Origin of the sequence: Pseudanabaena sp. SR411 (assembly GCF_002251945.1) — a bacterium.
In the GTDB taxonomy this organism is placed as follows: Bacteria; Cyanobacteriota; Cyanobacteriia; order Pseudanabaenales; family Pseudanabaenaceae; genus Pseudanabaena.
The window spans coordinates 11,225-30,531 of sequence record NZ_NDHW01000082.1; the positions used below are offsets into that span (position 1 = coordinate 11,225).

15 protein-coding genes and 1 pseudogene are annotated in these 19,307 nt (G+C 42.0%); 7 read left to right on the top strand and 9 right to left on the bottom strand.

Annotated features, from left to right (window positions below):
• Nucleotides 1-250 precede the first annotated feature (250 nt).
• Nucleotides 251-3,310 carry a COR domain-containing protein gene (locus B9G53_RS07265; protein WP_094530685.1) on the top strand — a complete coding sequence of 1,020 codons (3,060 nt, stop codon included), beginning with the start codon at nucleotides 251-253 and terminating at the stop codon, nucleotides 3,308-3,310.
• 350 nt (nucleotides 3,311-3,660) lie between these two features.
• Here the strand turns inward: B9G53_RS07265 and B9G53_RS07270 are convergent.
• Nucleotides 3,661-3,762, bottom strand: a pseudogene (locus B9G53_RS07270) (lipid kinase); the annotation flags it as partial.
• A 182-nt stretch (nucleotides 3,763-3,944) separates the two neighbouring features.
• Between B9G53_RS07270 and folD the strand changes: the two are divergent.
• From folD to B9G53_RS07285, 3 genes are all read left to right on the top strand, one after another.
• Nucleotides 3,945-4,814, top strand: a complete 870-nt coding sequence (gene folD, locus B9G53_RS07275) for a bifunctional methylenetetrahydrofolate dehydrogenase/methenyltetrahydrofolate cyclohydrolase FolD (RefSeq protein WP_094530687.1) — start codon at nucleotides 3,945-3,947, stop codon at nucleotides 4,812-4,814.
• Nucleotides 4,815-4,963: 149 nt separating this feature from the next.
• Nucleotides 4,964-5,866 (top strand): geranylgeranyl diphosphate synthase CrtE, encoded by a 903-nt coding sequence (gene crtE, locus B9G53_RS07280; protein WP_094530689.1) that lies wholly within the window; start codon nucleotides 4,964-4,966, stop codon nucleotides 5,864-5,866.
• Between the two features lie 51 nt (nucleotides 5,867-5,917).
• On the top strand, nucleotides 5,918-6,352 hold the full coding sequence (locus tag B9G53_RS07285; RefSeq protein WP_094530737.1) for a divergent PAP2 family protein: 435 nt from the start codon (nucleotides 5,918-5,920) through the stop codon (nucleotides 6,350-6,352).
• Between the two features lie 51 nt (nucleotides 6,353-6,403).
• Here the strand turns inward: B9G53_RS07285 and urtE are convergent, their stop codons facing one another.
• The 7 genes from urtE to ureG all read right to left on the bottom strand — a co-directional run bounded on the left by urtE (nucleotide 6,404) and on the right by ureG (nucleotide 15,734).
• A complete protein-coding gene (gene urtE, locus B9G53_RS07290; RefSeq protein WP_254923585.1) occupies nucleotides 6,404-7,126 on the bottom strand; it encodes an urea ABC transporter ATP-binding subunit UrtE in 723 nt (240 codons plus the stop codon).
• Nucleotides 7,126-7,875: an urea ABC transporter ATP-binding protein UrtD gene (gene urtD, locus B9G53_RS07295; RefSeq protein ID WP_094530691.1), complete on the bottom strand. Its 750-nt coding sequence runs from the start codon at nucleotides 7,873-7,875 to the stop codon at nucleotides 7,126-7,128. The genes urtE and urtD overlap by 1 nt, the downstream gene beginning before the upstream one ends.
• Nucleotides 7,850-9,040 carry an urea ABC transporter permease subunit UrtC gene (urtC, locus tag B9G53_RS07300; protein WP_094530693.1) on the bottom strand — a complete coding sequence of 397 codons (1,191 nt, stop codon included), beginning with the start codon at nucleotides 9,038-9,040 and terminating at the stop codon, nucleotides 7,850-7,852. The genes urtD and urtC overlap by 26 nt, the downstream gene beginning before the upstream one ends.
• Nucleotides 9,041-9,076: 36 nt before the next feature.
• Nucleotides 9,077-10,246, bottom strand: a complete 1,170-nt coding sequence (locus tag B9G53_RS07305; RefSeq protein WP_094530695.1) for a branched-chain amino acid ABC transporter permease — start codon at nucleotides 10,244-10,246, stop codon at nucleotides 9,077-9,079.
• A gap of 139 nt (nucleotides 10,247-10,385) precedes the next feature.
• On the bottom strand, nucleotides 10,386-11,720 hold the full coding sequence (urtA, locus tag B9G53_RS07310) for an urea ABC transporter substrate-binding protein (RefSeq protein WP_094530697.1): 1,335 nt from the start codon (nucleotides 11,718-11,720) through the stop codon (nucleotides 10,386-10,388).
• A gap of 574 nt (nucleotides 11,721-12,294) precedes the next feature.
• Nucleotides 12,295-14,856, bottom strand: coding sequence for an EAL domain-containing protein (locus B9G53_RS07315; protein ID WP_094530699.1), 2,562 nt, complete (start codon nucleotides 14,854-14,856; stop codon nucleotides 12,295-12,297).
• A gap of 284 nt (nucleotides 14,857-15,140) precedes the next feature.
• The gene (gene ureG, locus B9G53_RS07320; protein WP_094530701.1) at nucleotides 15,141-15,734 is read right to left on the bottom strand and encodes an urease accessory protein UreG; all 594 of its coding nucleotides are present in this window, start codon (nucleotides 15,732-15,734) and stop codon (nucleotides 15,141-15,143) included.
• Nucleotides 15,735-15,813: 79 nt separating this feature from the next.
• Between ureG and ureE the strand changes: the two genes are divergently transcribed.
• The 3 genes from ureE (at nucleotide 15,814) to B9G53_RS07335 (ending at nucleotide 18,083) form a co-directional block, all read left to right on the top strand.
• Complete coding sequence (ureE, locus tag B9G53_RS07325; RefSeq protein ID WP_094530702.1) at nucleotides 15,814-16,284, top strand: urease accessory protein UreE; 471 nt, start codon at nucleotides 15,814-15,816, stop codon at nucleotides 16,282-16,284.
• Nucleotides 16,274-17,005, top strand: coding sequence for an urease accessory protein UreF (locus tag B9G53_RS07330; protein ID WP_094530704.1), 732 nt, complete (start codon nucleotides 16,274-16,276; stop codon nucleotides 17,003-17,005). The genes ureE and B9G53_RS07330 overlap by 11 nt, the downstream gene beginning before the upstream one ends.
• 229 nt (nucleotides 17,006-17,234) lie before the next feature.
• Nucleotides 17,235-18,083 carry a diguanylate cyclase gene (locus B9G53_RS07335; protein ID WP_094530706.1) on the top strand — a complete coding sequence of 283 codons (849 nt, stop codon included), beginning with the start codon at nucleotides 17,235-17,237 and terminating at the stop codon, nucleotides 18,081-18,083.
• 44 nt (nucleotides 18,084-18,127) lie between these two features.
• Here B9G53_RS07335 and B9G53_RS07340 read toward each other — a convergent pair whose 3' ends face one another.
• Entirely contained in the window at nucleotides 18,128-19,141 is a 1,014-nt protein-coding gene (locus B9G53_RS07340) for a 2-hydroxyacid dehydrogenase (protein WP_094530708.1), read from the bottom strand.
• Between the last annotated feature and the right edge of the window lie 166 nt (nucleotides 19,142-19,307).

A 19,307-nucleotide genomic window follows, 5' to 3' on the forward strand; every position in this document is an offset into this window, starting at 1 on the left:
CAATCCCCCCGTGATTGCCCTTCTCGGCTATCCCAATTTTTTCCTTGTTTCCTATCGCCTTTTATGGCGGAAATGGCAGAAGATTTTGCAAATAACAAATAAATCATAGATAATTACCTAAAAGCCCAGATCCCCGACTTTTTTGTGAATTTGTAAATTCCTTTTGCTTGAGTAGAAAAAGTCGGGGATCTCAATCTCCCAACCCTAATCCAATTTTCTCCTTTTACCTTTTTACTTTTTCCTTGAAATTATGTTGCCATCGGAATTAGAAGAACTTATTGAACAGGCGGCGCGGGAGGAGTGGGAAGAACTCGATCTGTCGGGGAAGGGGATTGAGGTATTGCCAGCAGCGATCGGAAATTGCAAAAATTTAAAGAAATTGATTTTAGGAAAAATTACTGAAAAAACAATTCACTTCTCTCATGCGCGCTTTATTACTGAAGAAAGATATCGCTTGTCTCATGCAGATTTTATTACTGAAGGAACTGTTTTAGGTAATCGTCTCAAGACTTTACCTACTGAACTAGCAGAATTAACCAATCTCCAATCCCTTGACCTTAGCTCTAACAGTCTCAAAACTTTTCCCAACTCGGTCACTAGACTAACCAATCTCCAATCTCTTAATCTTAGTGGCAACCGTCTCAAAACCTTTCCCAACTCGGTCACTAGACTAACCAATCTCCAATCCCTTGACCTCAGATCCAACAGACTCAGCGCCATTCCCGAATCGATCGCCAGCTTAAACAATCTCCAATCCCTTGACCTTAGCGACAACATTCTCAGAGCTTTCCCCCACTCGGTCACCAGACTAACCAATCTCCAATCCCTTAACCTTAGCGCCAACAGTCTTATAGCTATTCCCAACTCGATCTCTAGTCTAACTAATCTCCAGTCCCTTATACTTATTTACAATAGACTCAGCGCTATTCCTGATTTGATCGCCAGCCTAATCAATCTCCAATTCCTTTCTCTTAAATTCAACAATCTCAGCACCATTCCCGATTCGATCACCAGCCTGATCAATCTCCAATCCCTTGACCTTGGATGCAACAGTCTCAGCACCATTCCTGACTCTATTATAAGGTTAACCAATCTTCAATCCCTTGACTTGGGAGGCAACAGTCTCAGCGCCATTCCTGACTCGATCGCCAGTCTAACCAATCTTCAATCCCTTGACCTTAGCGACAACAGTCTCAGCGCCATTCCTGACTCGATCTCCAATCTAACCAATCTCCAATCCATTGACTTAGGAAATAATCAAATAACTAAAGTGCCAGCAGCGATTTGTCAGCTAATTAAGTTATTCAATCTAGATTTAAGTGGAAACCCGATCGCAGAACCACCCTTAGAAGTAGTTGAAAACGGTATCGAAGCTATTCGTACATACTTCCAACAACTAGAAGCGGAAGGCGTAGACTATCTCTACGAAGCAAAACTCCTAATTGTCGGCGAAGGCGGAGCAGGCAAAACTTCCCTTGCTAATAAAATCATTAACCCCGATTATCAACTCTGCGAAGAAGACAGCACCAAAGGCATCGAAGTATTACATTGGTCATTTCCCCGCACCGATCGCAAGCAATTCAATGTCAATATCTGGGACTTTGGTGGACAAGAAATCTATCACTCCACCCATCAATATTTCCTCACCAAGCGCTCCCTCTATCTCCTCGTTGCCGACACCCGCAAAGAAGACACCGACTTTTACTATTGGCTCAACGTCATCGAACTCCTCAGCGACAACAGCCCGATCCTGATTATCAAAAACGAAAAACAAGACCGTCAACGGGAAATTAATGTCAACCAATTGCGCGGAGAATTTGGCAGTTTTAAAGCAGTCTTTGCCACCAATCTCGCCACCAACCGCGATTTAGATAAAATCCTGAGCGAAGCCCAACATCAACTCAGTCAACTCCCTCACATCGGTCAAACCCTACCCAAAACATGGGTCAAAGTCCGCCATGCCCTAGAGAACGAGCCGCGCAACTACATCAGCCTCAATGAATATCTGCAAATCTGCAAGGACAACGGTTTTAAAGAGAGTAAAAACGCATTGCAACTTAGCGAATATCTGCATGACCTCGGCATCTGTCTGCATTTCCAAGACGATGAAATGTCTCCCCTTTATCAAACCGTGATCCTCAAACCCAAATGGGGAACCGATGCTGCCTACGCCGTTCTCGACAATTCCGAAGTAATCCGTAACTATGGACGCTTCAGTAACAAAGAACTTGCCCAAATCTGGAGCGCAGACGAATATACAGGAATGCATAGCGGCTTATTGGAACTAATGAAAAAGTTTCAACTCTGCTACGAAATCCCACAAGAAAAAGGCAGTTACATCGCCCCCCAACTCCTCACCGAAAACCAACCCGAATATACTTGGGATGAATCCGAAAACCTGATCCTGCGCTATACCTATGACTTCATGCCCAAAGGGCTTGTACGCCAGTTCATCGTCGCCATGCACGAAAGCATCGAATCCCAAATCGTCTGGCGTAGCGGTGTAATCATTCATAAGCGCGAATATGCCAACAACCGCGCCGAAGTCATCGAAAACTACGGCAAACGCGAAATCAAGATCCGCGTCTCTGGCAAAAACAAGCGCGACCTGTTAACCATCGTCACCCACGAACTCGACAAAATCCACAACTCCTACAAACGCCTCGCCGACAAATATCAAAAGCTCATCCCCTGCAACTGCAACACCTGCGGAGGTAGTCAAAATCCCCATTTCTACGAATTCACCAACCTCAAACGCCGCTACGCAAACCGCAAATACACCGTTGAATGTGACATTAGCTATGAAGATGTCAATGTATTAGGATTAATCGACGATGTAGGCGAAAAGCCAAATCTATACGATAGAGATGAAGATAAACGTTCTGAACTCCAAAGATCAAATTCAGCATCTGTTAACATTTACGTTAATCAAAATCAAGAGGAAACCGTGAGCAATTCTGAAACCACTTTAAACTTCCACAACTCAGTCGGACAAGTTAACACAGGCAATCTAACAGTTGCAGGTGACAACATCGGCATACAGAACAACTATTCTCCAAACCTTGCCCAAGCCGCCAAAGAAATCAAAGAGTTACTTGAGCAACTTTCTGATGAATATAATCCCAACACCGAAAAGGGACAAAACTCTATAAAAAATGAAGCTCTCAAAGTCATCAAAAATGATTCCACACTTCAACAAAAAATAGTCAATGCTCTCAAAGAAGGCGGCGTTACCGCACTAGAAGAAGCCATCAATCATCCAGTTGCAAAAATTGTAATTGCTGCAACCAAAGGCTTTCTAGAAGGTTAGAGATTGAGATCCCCGACTTTTTTATGAATTTATAGCTCCCTTACGATCGCCAAGAAAAAGTTGGAGATCTGGACATTTACAGGTTTGTTGAGCGATCGCCTCTCCGAGAAAAAATTTATCGAATTAATTAAACCTGTTATTGCCTAACTTCCATTAATCACCAATAGTAGCGCTAACTCAAGGATGGTTATAGCTAGGTATAGGCACAGAGGATTCAATGTTTAATTTTTAAGAATCTCAACGTTTTGCAGCGATCGCCTTGTAATTAAGCTTTACTCAAGATATAGCAAATTTTTAAAGATCTAAGATTATGTTCCAACAAGTTTTATTAGCTGTCGATGGTTCGGGGCGATCGCAGGTTCGAGAATAGACTTAATTAGTGCCAAATCTTGTTCGGGGTTGCCTTGACCAGCGACAGGATTAAAAATCAAACACATAGATTCTAGCTTCATTTTTATCAACCTAATTAATTAACTTAAATACCATCAAAACTAATGTTGAAGTTTGCAGCGCTGCAAACTTCAACATTGGCTTTATACAGGAATTGCTATCGCGATCGCCATCATTTCACATCAAGCGATACAATCGTTTAGATAGTAGGTAACGATCGCAAAGTAAAACTTTATAGCAGTCTATGGCAATAATTATTGATGGCAAAGCACTTGCAAAGAAAATGCAAGCGGCGATCGCCGAAGAAGTCGCGCAGCTACAACCAAAGTATGGTCGTCCTCCGGGGCTAGCAGTGTTGATGGTGGGGGACAATCCTGCTAGTGCAGCCTATGTCAAAAACAAAGAAACAGCCTGTCATAAAGCGGGGATTACCTCCTTTGGCAAACATTTTCCTGCAAGCGTTACTCAGACTGAACTAGAGCAAATTATTGATGAATTAAATGCTGATGATCGCGTCGATGGTATTTTGATTCAGTTACCTTTGCCCGATAAATTTGATGCGATCGCCCTCCTAAATCGCCTTGATCCCGATAAAGATGCCGATGGTTTGCACCCAAATAATTTAGGTAAACTGGCGCGGGGTGAATCAGGTTTGCGGAGTTGCACACCTGCGGGAGTGATGGAGTTATTAGCCGAAGCTAAAATTGATATTGCTGGTAAAAACGCTGTGGTGATCGGTCGGAGTATTCTGGTGGGTAAGCCTGTTGCCTTAATGCTTTTGGAAGAAAATGCTACCGTTACGATCGCCCATTCCCGCACTAAAAATCTTGCCGAAATTACCCGCAAAGCTGACATTTTAATTGCGGCGATCGGTCGTCCTGAATTTGTGACAGCCGAGATGGTCAAGCCAAACGCAGTAGTAATTGACGTGGGCATTAACCGTATTACTGACTACGAAGGCAAATCACGCTTAGTAGGCGATGTAGACTATGCTAGCGTCAGCGAAGTCGCCTCCCACATTACCCCCGTCCCTGGAGGTGTTGGTCCCATGACCGTGACTATGCTGCTGCACAATACTCTCTGGAGCTATAAACAAAAGTTTTTTACCTCCTAAGATTTTATTGATTTCACTGCATACGGCAGTGAAATCAATAAAATCTTAGGGTAGAGATCGCAAGACATTGCATAATATACATTCTGGATATAGTCAGAAATTCTGCCCCAACTTCTGTGCCTATTTATTGTCGAAATCATTGCTAAGCCATGCCATCACCAACAGTTGCATTCAATTTAGATAAGTATTTACGCGATCTCAAGCAAGAGGTTGAGGCGGCTCTTGATGCCTCGATCGCTGTTACCTATCCCGAAAAAATTTACGAATCCATGCGCTACTCGCTGATGGCTGGTGGCAAGCGTTTACGTCCGATCCTTTGTCTTGCCGCTTGTGAATTGCTTGGTGGTGAGCGTTCTTGGGCAATGCCCACAGCATGTGCGATGGAAATGGTACATACCATGTCCTTAATCCATGACGATTTGCCCTCCATGGACAATGATGATTTCCGACGCGGCAAGCCGACTAATCACAAGGTTTATGGCGATGATATTGCGATTTTGGCGGGGGATGCTTTACTTGCTTATGCCTTTGAATTTATTGCTGCTCAAACAAAGGGTGTACCTGCGGAGCGTGTTTTAAAGGCGATCGCGCATTTAGGTCATGCTGTAGCTGCGACGGGGTTGGTTGGCGGTCAAGTTGTTGATCTAGAATGTGAAGGTAAGGCAGATGTTACTGCTGACACGCTCACGTTTATTCATATTCATAAAACAGCCGCTTTACTGGAGTCCTGTGTTATCTGTGGAGCATTGCTAGCAGGTGCAAATGATACCGACATTAAGCGTTTATCCACCTATGCTAATAATATTGGTTTGGCTTTTCAAATCATTGATGACATCTTAGATATCACAGCCACTTCTGAAGAGCTTGGCAAAACTGCGGGTAAAGATATTGCTGCCCAAAAAGTTACTTATCCTAGTTTGTGGGGTATTGAGACTTCACAGCAAAAGGCTCAGGAACTGGTAGAACAGGCTAAGGCTCAACTTGTCAGTTATGGTGATGCGGCTCAGCCACTGATGGCTCTTGCTGATTACATCACTTCTCGAAAAAACTAAACTCTAAATTTTCAATCCTATTTTCTTCTAATTCTTGCAATTGATATGAACATACATCCTGTTGGCGAAATCCTCGATAACCAAGTTCTGCTAATTGCTTTATGTTCTAGCCTAACTGCTCAGATGCTCAAAGTGTTTATTGAGCTTGCCCAATTTGGCAAAGTTAGACCAAAGGTGATTTTTGAGACAGGTGGTATGCCAAGTTCCCATTCGGCGTTAGTATCAGCATTAGCGACTGGGATTGGTCGCACTCAAGGATGGGACACCCCACAATTTGCGATCGCGACAGTTTTCGCTTTTATTGTGATGTACGATGCCGCAGGTATCCGCCGCGCCGCAGGTAAGCAAGCCAAAGTTCTCAATCAAATCATGGTGGAAGTATTTGAAGAAGAACATGATCCACTTAAGGAGTTATTAGGTCATACCCCAGCCCAAGTCGTCGCTGGTTCTATCTTAGGTATCTTGCTGATGTGGTGGTTCTTATAGAATTCACAAAAAAAAGAGGACTGCATAGCAGTCCTCTTTTTTTTGTGAATTCTACACAGCTAGGAATTTCTGAATAACTTCGTTACTTAGTTCTGCTGTTTTGCCCGAAGCGACAATACCGCCTTTTTGCATGGCGTAATACCAATCTGCTTGGCGGACAAAGTGCAAATGCTGCTCTACTAACAAAATCGAAATTCCAGTAGTTGCCACAATATGCTTAACTGCCGATTCAATTTCTAAAATAATTGATGGCTGAATTCCTTCTGTCGGTTCATCGAGAATCAATAATCTTGGTTGTCCCATTAAAGCACGGGCGATCGCTAATTGTTGTTGCTGACCGCCGCTAAGGTCGCCACCCATACGATTTAGCATCGATTTCAATACTGGGAATAGCTCATACACCATATCTAACAGGTTTTGGCGCACTGCAGGACTGACAGGACGTGATTCTAAACCAAGTAAAAGATTTTCTCTGACGGTCATACGGGGCATTACTTCCCGACCTTGAGGTACATAGCCCACACCCATTCTGGCGCGTTGATCGGGAGTAAGTTGGGTGATATCTTTCCCAAAGAAAGAAACATCCCCTTGTCTAGGTTTTAGCAATCCCATGATCGTTTTTAACAGAGTTGTCTTACCTACTCCATTACGACCAATTAGACAAACCATTTTGCCAGAAGCCACACCCATATCCACATTGCGGAGAATATGGCTTTCACCGTAATAAACATTGAGATTATTAATTTGTAAAATCGGATCGTAAGTATCTTCCACTATTCTTCCTCCTGATGACCAAGATATACTTCAATTACTCTTGGATCGTTCTGCACTTCTTCAAAATTGCCTTCACAAAGTACACTGCCTTGATGTAAAACGGTAACCTTGCGCGCAATTTGACGCACAAACTCCATATCATGCTCAATGACAATAATGGAATGGGATTCCGCTAACGACATCAAGAGTTCACCAGTTTTTTCGGTTTCTTCGTCAGTCAAACCTGCAACAGGTTCATCCACTAATAACAGATCTGGAGACTGAGCAATTAACATGCCAATTTCTAGCCATTGTTTTTCACCGTGGGAGAGATACTCTGCTTTCATCCCCGATTTGTGGCTGAGTCCGATGGTTTTCAAAAGATCATTGACTTTCTGCTTCTCAACGACTGTTGGGGGTTTAAACAATGTTGAGAAGACATTCTTGTTCGGATTACTAGCTAGCTCTAAGTTCTCCCTTGGTGTGAGATTGAGATATACACGCGGTGTTTGAAACTTACGTCCCACACCCATTCTGGCTATTTTATGCTCAGAAAGCGATCGCGTATTTTTGCCTTTAAATCTGACTTGCCCTTGGGTAGGTTTCACTTTGCCCGTAATCACATCTAGGAATGTGGTTTTACCCGCACCATTAGGTCCAATAATGACTCTTAGCTCACCTTGTTCCATATCAAAGTTCAAGTTATTAATGGCTTTAAAACCATCAAAACTAACTGTGACATCTTCAATTTCTAGGATTTTCCCTTTCACTTTGCACCTCTGGATCTAACTCAAGACTAGGATATGTAACCGTCGGTCTGCCAAAAAAGATTCTCTTAAAAAGCAATACGCCGCTTGTGCGACACCAACCAACTAAACCATCGGGTAGTACCATGACCACAATCAAGAACATTGCTCCCTGAAAGAATAGCCAAATTTCGGGGAATTGCTCACTCAGTAAGCTCTTAGCAAAGTTGACTAAAATTGTGCCAATTAATGCACCGATCAATGTAGCGCGACCGCCCACAGCTACCCAAATTACCATTTCAATGGAAAGAGCGATATCCATTGATTTGGGGGAGATGATTCCAGTTTGCGGCGTAAATAATGCGCCGCCAATGCCTGCTAAAACGGCTGAAATCGCAAATACTAATACTTTAAATCCCGTGGGATCATAGCCAGAGAAGCGAGCGCGGTTTTCATCATCTCTCAAAGCAACTAACAAGCGCCCAAACCTGCCACTAGTCAGCCATCGGCAAAGCGCATAGGCTAGTCCTAAAAAGACCACAGTTAAAATATAGAAAACTCTTTGGGTTTCAGGAGCATTGATATCGTAGCCAAAAATGGTCTTGAAATCAGTTAGTCCATTTGTGCCATTAATCAGTTGCTGCTGACCGTTGAAGAAGTTGAAAAAGATGATCGTAGTGGCTTGGGTGAGAATCGAGAAATACACACCACGAATCCGATTTCTAAATACTAAATATCCTAAAATTGCACCGACGATCGCAGGAATAAGGACGATCGCTAAAACCGTAAATTGGAAAGAATAAAATGGTTCCCAAAGGGCGGGAAGTTTATTAATGCCATAGAGAGGCATAAATTCAGGCAGCTTTTGCGTAGACTCAGCAGGGAATTGCAGTTTTAAGTGCATGGCAAGGGCATAGCCTCCCAAGCCAAAAAACACCCCGTGACCTAAACTTAAGAGTCCAGTAAATCCCCAAATTAAGTCAATTCCTAGTCCAACGATCGCTAAAGCTAAGAATCGACCTAACATGGTAATTCTGAAAGCTTGACCAGTTGCTGTAAAAATTGCGGGGATCACAAAAACAAGGATCAGAGCGATCGCTAAGCCGACACCAACTTCAATCCCTAGCGATCGCCAATTTTTCTGAGATGTCGATGGAGTTGGAATAGTTTGAGAAATATCTTCTATCATGCTCATTTGTCTATTACATACTGATGTTCAGGACACTTACAACTCTACTGATCGACCTTTTTGAGGGAACATGCCCGCAGGCTTATACTGTAAGAATGCAACAATCGCAAGGAAAAGCAGTACTTTTGCCATGCTGGTAGTACCAAAGAAAGTGAAAAATCCTGCTACGGGACTTGTGGGGCCAAACAAAGTGACAAAGGTTTGTGAACCAAATAGATAGCTGGTGATCCCAATCGCCATCGCTGCCGCAATACTGCCAATTAACTTACCGACACCGCCAACTACTACCACCATAAAGGTATCAACGATATAGTTCTGTCCAGTATTTGGTCCAACCGATCCAAGGAAGCTAACTGCACAGCCTGCAATTCCTGCTAGTCCTGAACCAAGAGAAAAAGTAAGTGCGTCAACGGTTTTGGTAGGAATGCCCAAACAAGAACTCATTTGACGGTTTTGCATAACCGCACGGATGCGTAAACCCCAAGGTGATTTCTCTAGAAATAGATAAATACTAATTACGCAAACAATTGTGAGAACAATGATAAATAAACGTACATAGGGAAACTGGATTGAGCCAATCTCCATACCACCGCGCAACCATTTCGGAGCAGTTACATCTACGTTTTGCGCTCCAAACCAAGGTTGAGTCACCGCAATCTTATAGGTTTGAGCCATCAATACAGCTACAGTACCTGAAATGGCTAGGGACAGGGGTAAGAGAATCGCGATCGCCCAGTTACGAATAGATTCCCAATTTGGTCTTTTCTGGAGAATCCACACCCCCACAAAATACAAAATGCTAAAAACTACTAAACCAACTAAGATGACCCAATTGACGCTACGGACAAATTGTTGAAAAATCAGGCTCACGCCCCAAGTTGCCAAAAGCGTCTCAAGCGGTCGTCCATACAGATGGCGAATTACTCCTTTTTCTAAAAGGAAGCCAATCCCTGCGGTCACGAGAAAAGCAGCAATTAGTGCGGCAAAAACATAGAAATCTGTCCAAGGTTCTCCCAACTTTTTGAAGCCATTCTGCACCACAAAAGTTGTATAGGCTCCAAACATCATCAGTTCGCCATGAGCCATATTAATTACGCCCATCAAACCAAAGACGATCGCTAAACCTAGTGCAGCCAGTAACAAAACAGAACCTGTACTGATGCCGTTAAATACTCCTTGAAGAAGTTGAAGAAGATTCTCTGTCATGTTTCTATCAACATTATTTATCAGTATTCGGTATTGAAATCAATAGTACAAAGTGTAGAGGCAGTTCATGAACTGCCTCTACACTTTGTACTTAATGCATAAGTCTTAAGCGTTTAAATACACTTAAGCAAACAGAAGCTTATGCCTTCTTAAATTTGCCACCTTTAGCTTTATCAGAGTAATCACAGTAGTAACCTTTAGTTTCGGCAACAAATTGGTTCCAAGGTAATGGAGCAACTGCTTCTTTAGTCTCGTTAACAACCTTAAACTGACCATCGGCTGTAACTTCGCCAATACGCACAAACTTGGAAAGGTGATGGCTGTTTTCCATTGTCACCTTACCTTCAGGAGCATCAAAGGTTTGACCAAGAGCAGCCATTCTTACAGCTTCGAGATCATCAGCTTTACCTGCTTTCTTGACAGCTTGCGCCCAAATGTTGACGGCAATATAACCAGCTTCCATGGGATCGTTAGTAACGCGATCTGCGCCATACTTAGCTTTGAAAGCTTCCACAAACTTCTTGTTAGCAGGGTTATCAACAGTCATGAAGTAGTTCCAAGCTGCATAGTGACCCTTCAGGAATTCAGGACCGATCGCCTTAACTTCTTCTTCAGCGATACTGACGGACATCGAAGGATATTTATCAGCAGTTAGCCCAGCACCTTGCATCTGTTTGAAGAAGGCAACGTTACTATCACCGTTGAGTGAGTTGTAAATTACACCACCATTTGGCAAAGCTTGCTTGATCTTGGCGATGATTGGAGTTACTTCAGAGTTGCCCAAGGGTAGGTAATCTTCGCCAACTACCTTACCACCAGAAGCTTCTAATTGAGCCTTGATGATGGTATTAGCTGTACGAGGGAATACATAGTCAGAGCCAACTAGGAAGAATTCTTTGCCCTTGTTCTTGAGCAACCATTCTACAGAAGGTTCAATTTGTTGGTTAGGAGCAGCACCAGTGTAGAAGATATTCTTCGAGCATTCTTGTCCTTCATATTGGACAGGATAGAAGAGTAAATGATCCTTGGATTCAAATACTGGTAGTACGGCTTTGCGACTTGCTGAAGTCCAGCAACCGAAGACAACTACAACTTTGTCTTGGTCAATTAATTTCTTGGCTTTCTCGGCAAATGTTGGCCAGTCAGAAGCGCCATCTTCAACGATCGCTTCAATTTGCTTGCCTAGTACACCACCAGCCTTGTTAATTTCTTCGATCGCAAGTTGGGTGGCATCTACGAGGCTCTTCTCGCTGATCGCCATAGTGCCACTCAAAGAGTGCAAAATACCAACCTTAATCGTGCCACCACTAGCTGCGGCTGTGCTTGTGGCTGTAGGTGATGCAGCAGCAGTAGTTGCGGCAGTGGTTGTAGTGGCTGGGGGAGTAGCTGGCGCACAGGCTTTAATTAAACTACTAATTCCAAGGGCAGCAGAGCCATAAACGATAAACTTACGACGATTCATTTGACTGCTCATTAAACTTTAACGCCTCCAAACTATTGAATTCTATTTAAAAAAATTGACTTAACAATCTAGGATGGAGGTTAAACCTCACTCCTCTCACACTGATCAATCAAAGATGATAGCTTCACAATCCTGATATAGTTAATCTCAACAGGTTGTATCGCAGGATACTTTTTTTGACCATTGCTTTTCTCATAATTCACCTCTGACAGCAATTTGCGATTGCATAAAACAACCAAACTTTTTGTTAACAACTTTGCTATACAGCGCTCTTTTTTGTCTTTTAATGAAAAACTAAGTTTTTCGTCAGAATTAATGCTACAGCTGTAGTCACTTGATATTAGGAAAAATCAAAACCCAAGAAGCGAGTAACGGTGCTTTGCGCCGCCATTTGTCTTCTGGGTTTATGTACTAACAAGATTGGCGACAGCTTCCCACTAAAGAAATAGGCATATAAAGCCAAGAAATAGCGGGGCTTTGCCCCGCTATTTCTTGGCTGTGAAGGGAGTAACTACTAATTTGGTATTGTTACTACTTTTCCACTCAAGAAGTTAGTGCGTGGGAAAGTAGTAAATGATGGTGATATTTAGGGAAATAAATATAGATTAGTAGCCTCTAGTAGTTCTTCCACTTCATCTTGACTAAGAGGCTTTGAGAATAGATATCCCTGACCAAATTGGTATCCAAGTTCTTGTAACCGTTTTAATTGCTGCAATGTTTCAATACCTTCAGCGATCGCCTCAAGCTCTAATTGTTCACTGAGAGTGGCAATTGTTTCTACAATTCGATGATTTTTTTTGCCTTCTTGTATTTGGTTTACAAATGAGCGATCAATTTTTAAGTTATTCATTGGTAACCGATGGAGGTAATTTAGCGATGAATAGCCTGTACCAAAATCATCCAGACTAATTTGGATGCCTTTTTCTTTCAATCGCGTCAGTATCATAATTGTTGATTCGATATCTTCAATTAACATACTTTCAGTAATCTCTAAGGTTAGACAGCTTGCTTTTAATTGGGTTTGAGCAAGAATGTCACCAATTTCCTCAACTAGTTCTGATCTTCGTAAATCCTGAGCTGAAAGATTAACACTGATCTTTAAATCCGAGATATTAGGAAAAGTAGTTTGCCATTTTACAAGTTGCTGACAGGCTGTCTGTAATGCCCAATAGCTTAGACTTGTAATCAATCCAATCTCTTCAGTTACGGCAATGAATTCTAGAGGATATCGCAAGCCTTGATTGGGGCGTTGCCAGCGAATCAGAGCCTCAAATCCCATCAGATATCCATTACTCAGAGACACAATTGGCTGATAGTGCAGTATAAATTCTTGGCTATCGATCGCCCGACGCAAATCATTTTCTAGATGCATTCGGTTGAGAGCTTGCTTGTGCATCTCTACATCAAAAATTTCATACCTTGCTTTTCCTTTTGTTTTGGCTCGATACATGGCAATGTCGGCATCTCGTAGTAGGTGAGATGCTTGTTCATAATCTTTAGTGCTGACTACAACACCAATGCTAGAGGTCGTATATACATTGCGATCTTCAATGATGGTGGGGATTTTTAACTCAGCAAAGATCCTTTCCGTAGCATTAATAACTTCTTGAATATCCTTAATTTCTTCGAGTAGAATAACAAACTCATCGCCCCCTAAACGTGCCACAAGATCAATCTCACGAAATGTTGCTTTTAGTTTCTTTGCGATCGCAATTAGCAACTTATCGCCTGCTAAATGCCCTAGGCTATCGTTAATGACTTTAAAGCGATCTAGATCGAGAAATAAGACTGCAAAGTGATAATTTTCAAGACGTTTAGAGCGATGAATTGCTAATTCCAATCGTTCTATCAACAGATGACGATTAGGTAATCCTGTTAAGGAATCATGGAGAGCATTGTACTTTAGCTTGGTCTGGACTTGAATCCGTTCAGTAACATCACGGGAAGTCGTTTGGAGTTGGACAACTTGTCCTGTTGCATCAATGATGGTCTTGGTGAGTGTCTCAAACCAAATATAATTACCAGATTTCTGGCGCATTCGATAGGTAATCGGGATTGGGTTGCCACGGATTGCCGATTCATGGGATTCATGACGAATGCGATCTCGATCATCGGGATGAAAAAAACTATAGGGATCTTGATCGAACATTTCACTGTAATGATAGCCAAGCAAAGGCTCACAGGAAGGACTTACATAGAGGTATCGACCATCGGGATAATGAAGACAGACCAAATCATTAATATTTTCTGCTAGTAATCGATAGAGTCTTTCACTCTCCCGCAAGCCGATTTCTGCTCGCTTACGGTTCGTAATATCACGAATTAAGATAATCGCTTCGTTATCGCCACTGACCACAATACGAGCTTCTTCGTAGCGACATTCACCATTAATTAAAATTTGATATTCATGAAATTGGATTTTCCCCGTTTGAAACGCCTGCTCGACATAGTACATGCGTTGTGGTCCAAGTTCTGGTGAAAGAACATCCAATATACATTTGCCAATCAATTGATCGGGTGGAATCTCAAACTTGAGTTCATCAGATGAAATTGCATCTAGATAAACCCCATCGCGAGTTACACGCAAAATCAGATCGGGGATTGCATCGAGCAAAGCTTGATTGGTAGCAACAGCTTGACGTAAGTTTTCTTCAGCTTGCTTGCGATCGCTGATGTCCTGAAAAGTAGCGATCGCATAAATAACTTGTCCTTGATTATTAAAGATTGGAGTTGCTGTCACCTCCAAAGGAACTACCTGATCAAGACGATGAATTTCTAAATCTCTGACCTGAACCGTTTCACCAGCAAAAGCACGATTACTAGGTAAGTTTTGAATGGGATAAGGTTCTTGACTATCCACATGGTAAATCTGGAAGGCTTCAGAAAGGCGATCGGTTTCCGACTCTGAGAAACGATTTGTGCCTAGTAATGCTCGACCAATATTATTAATATAAATTAGTTGTCCCGTTGAGTCATGGACAGCAATCCCAATAGGTGTAGCATCTAAAAATTGAACCAGACGGCTTTCACTTTCTAATAAAGCCACATTCGCCAGTAGTGAATCTACAAGCTGCTTAACTTTAATCGGTGTGTTTTCCCAATCTTCTGGAGAAACTTGCTCAAGCAATGAAGGAGACTGTTTTTCCATAAACACAAAATTGATAAAATCTAGTAATTTAGATGTCTATCAATTGTATATATTTTATAAGCTAATAGTTTTTAGATTATCACTTTATTGTTAGTTCTAAAAAAGTGATAAATTGCTGAGTAGCGCAAGGTAATTCATTACTCCTTTAAAGACTTTTTCGTAAAGTATGTAATCAAGCAAAAAATTTACTAAATTTAAGAGATATTATGAAAGGATACTCTCTAAAAGTCAGCTCTTCATCAAATTTAGGATTACTATACGAGTTCACCTCAAAGTCATTAAAATTACATTCTCTTGATAATAAATTCTGTAATTTTGACTAATCCTTCTTGAGTTTTAAGATTACTAAATATAAAGGGTTTATCACCTCGCATTTTTCGAGCATCGCGATCCATGACACTTAGATCTGCACCAACATAGGGGGCAAGATCAATTTTATTAATTACTAATAAGTCAGATTTTGTAATCCCTGGCCCACCTTTGCGAGGGATTTTGTCACCTGCGGCAACATCGATCACATAAAGCGTCAAATCTACAAGTTCAGGGCTAAAGGTAGAAGCGAGATTATCACCGCCGCTCTCAACAAAAAGTAAATCTAAATCGGTAAAGCGAAGTTCTAATTGCTCGATCGCCGCCAGATTCATCGAAGCATCTTCACGAATAGCGGTATGCGGACAACCACCTGTCTCTACTCCTACAATGCGATCGCGGGATAGAGCCTCACTGCGAACTAAAAATTGCGCGTCTTCTTGGGTATAGATGTCATTGGTGACAACAGCAATCTGGAAATGCGATCGCATGGATTTACAAAGAGAATCAACAAGAGCCGTTTTTCCAGAACCAACGGGACCAGCTACTCCAACACGAAATGGTGACATGGGGATTTATCCTGCTTATATATGAGGTAAAGTAGAGACGACGCTTTGCGTCGTCTCTACTTTACTGTAATTTTAGCTAATGCACATTGTTACACAACGTTTATCAAGAACGGGTTTATCGACAGAAGCAAAGCAATTGGTTGATCGCAATTCTCTCTTAACACTTGCACTCATTGCTGAAGATAGAACCCGCAGCCGTCAACGATTTACGACTGTTGAAGGAGAAGAGATTAATTTACAGCTTCAGAGAGGCACAGTGCTTAGAGAGGGTGACATTCTTACTGATGAGCATAATCAAGCGATCGCCATTGTCGTCGCTAAGCCTGAGCCAGTGATTACGGTTACCGCGAAGCATCCCCTCGAATTTTTAAGAGCCGCCTATCATTTAGGTAATCGTCATATTTCCTTAGAAATTACGGAAACCTATCTACGCCTATCACCCGACTCAGTTTTAGAAGATATGGTTTTACAAATGGGATTGACCGTAACTCACGAAACTCAACCTTTTCAACCTGAGTCTGGTGCTTATCATCATCACCATGATCATTAATCCCGATTCTTGGCAATTATTACGACTATTGCAACTCACTAGCCCTGCTTTACCAGTTGGTGCTTACAGCTATTCTGAAGGAATTGAATACCTTTGCAGCAATGGCACTATTCAAACTGAGTCAGATCTGTGTGATTGGTTAAAAAGAGAGATGCATTCTGGATTTGTGACTAACGAAGCGGCGATCGCCCTACGCGCTCATCAAGCCATGCTGTCTAACGATATTACCGCTCTAAACTATTGGAATAATTGGTTGTCAGCAACTAGAGAAACGGAAGAAGTCCGTCTCGCCAGTTGGCAAATGGGGCAGTCCTTAATGAAATTATGGTGGCAACTTCCAGATCATCAAGATGATCAATTAGCGATCCGTAAATCAATCAATGAACTTTTACCAACCGCCAAGGATAATGTTCAAGGGAAAGGTTGTAACTATGCGATCGCCTTTGGAATTGTCGCCGCAAGTTTAGGAATTGACGCTAGCAATACAACGGTTGGCTATATGTATAGTTGGCTATCTAATCTCGTCAGTGCGGCAGTTCGGTCGGTTCCCTTTGGACAAACTACAGGACAACAAGTCATATTCAGGCTCAGCCCTGATATTCTTCGTAGTTCTCAATTAGCCTTAAAACGTTCAGACGACGAATTGGAATGGTGTGGTTGGGGTGCGAGTCTAGCTTGTGCTAACCACGAGACTCAATATTCGCGATTATTTCGTAGCTGAAGCAAACCACTAATAATTTATTAAAACTGTCGTAAAACAACAGTTTTAATAAATTATTAGTGGTTTATTGGCTTATATATAGCTGTCACCCAAAAGTGAGTAGCGGCGCATTGCGCCGCTACTCACTTTTGGGCTTTATGTCCTGATACACTAGGCGACAGCTATAGTGTAAGTTTGGCAATTTCTTAAAGCTGTTCTAGAATTGCTAAAGCCAATCGATTAGAAAAGTATGGAAACTGAAAACCCCCAACGAGTTACTAATGAACAACTTTTCTTGGCTAAAGTTGAATGCTTGGAGCAAGAAATACAAGTACTGCGAACGCAGAATATTATTTTAAGAGAGCATTTGGATGCAAAAATTACGCAAGGAGAACAACTAACGCAAGCTAATCATCGTCTACAAACGGAAATAATTGATCGTCAACAGACAGAGACTGCTCTGAGATTACTTTTAGATCGGCTTTCCAGTGAAATGAATGATCTCGAAATCATTCTTGATACCACCACATCCCATAGTGATACGATTGAAGCCTTACTTTACGACCGAGCTTTATCACTAGCCCGCGAAGTCACTATCGACGGTTTGACCCAGATTGCTAATCGACGAGCCTTTGATCAAAGATTAGAAATAGAATGGCAACGCTTAGCTAGAGAACATTTGCCATTGTCTTTGTTACTATGTGACGTGGATTTCTTTAAGCGCTATAACGATCGCTACGGACATCCTGCGGGAGATGATTGTTTGCGGACAGTTGCTAAGGCGATCGAGGCTTGTATTCGTCGTCCTGCTGATCTTGCCGCTCGTTATGGTGGTGAGGAGTTTGCGGTGATTTTGCCGAATACTCTAAAAGAAGGGGCTACCTTTATTGCTGAAGAAATTTGTCATGCTATTGATAGTTTATGTATTCCCCACGAAGCTTCCTTTGTCAAAGATCGAGTTTCCGTTAGTATTGGCATATCCACAACCTTGCCCGAAAGGACTGTACATCCAAGAAGCATCATTGAATCTGCGGACAAGGGTTTATATCTAGCCAAAAATCAAGGACGCGATCGCGCTGTATATAGTAGTAACTATTAATGTGATGTATTGATGTGATAAAGCTAGATCCCATTAGAGTTTGTTTATTTTGAGGCGATCGCCTTTTCGATCTTGACTGCATTTACACAATTTCCACTTTGCTCAAATTCAGTAATGTTGGCAAGTGTAGTTTCGGCGATATTTGCTAAAGCTTGGCTGGTAAAGAAAGCCTGATGTCCCGTCACAATCACATTGGGGAACGTTAACAAGCGCTGAAATGTATCATCTTGAATAACTTCGTTGGATAAGTCTTCAAAAAATAAGTCTGCTTCCTGTTCGTATACATCAATGCCAAGATAGCCAATTGCACCTGCTTTCAGCCCATCAATCGCGGCTTGGGTATCAATCAAACCACCACGACTAGTATTAATCAGCATTGTGCCAGCTTTCATTTGAGCGATCGCTTCTGTATTAATTAAATGATGTGAATCGGGAGTCAGGGGACAATGGAGCGAAATAATATCTGACTGGGCAAATAATTCTGATATTTGCACATAGGTCATTCCCATTTCTAAGCAAGCAGAATTCTGATAAGCATCATAGCCGATTAATTTACAACCAAATCCCCGCATAATCTGGGCAAAAATTGCTCCAATCCGACCAGTTCCAATTACACCAACCGTTGCCCCATGCAGATCGAAACCAAGTAATCCTTCGATGGAGAAGTTGCCTTCTCTAACACGGTTATAGGCGCGATGGACTTTACGATTAAGCGATAAAATTAAAGCAACGGCATGTTCGGCTACTGCATAGGGAGAATAAGCGGGAACACGCACAATCGTCAGCCCTAAATGTGATGCAGCAACTAAATCCACATGATTAACCCCCGCTGATCGCAGCGCAATTAACGATGTCCCACCTTGGGCAAGCTTCTCTAACATTTCCGCATCAAGGTAATCATTAATGAAAATGCAGACTGCGGAATATCCTACGGCTAGGGAAATAGTCTCATGGCTGAGATGACATTCAAAAAAATTTATTTCATGTTGATGCTGCTCATTGGCTACATTAAAAGACTGGCGATCATAGGGCTTGGTATTGAAAAAGGCGACTTTCATGTTTTTTTTGTGAATAATGCCAAGCTAAGTAATGGTGTAGCCATTTCTTAGCTTGAAAACTCTTACTGGGTTTGATTTTTAGTTCACAAAAGTATGGTGACACTTTTGTGAATTGGGATAAAGTGAGCGGAATTTTGCCGCAAACAATAAAGGCTCGCTAAGCGAG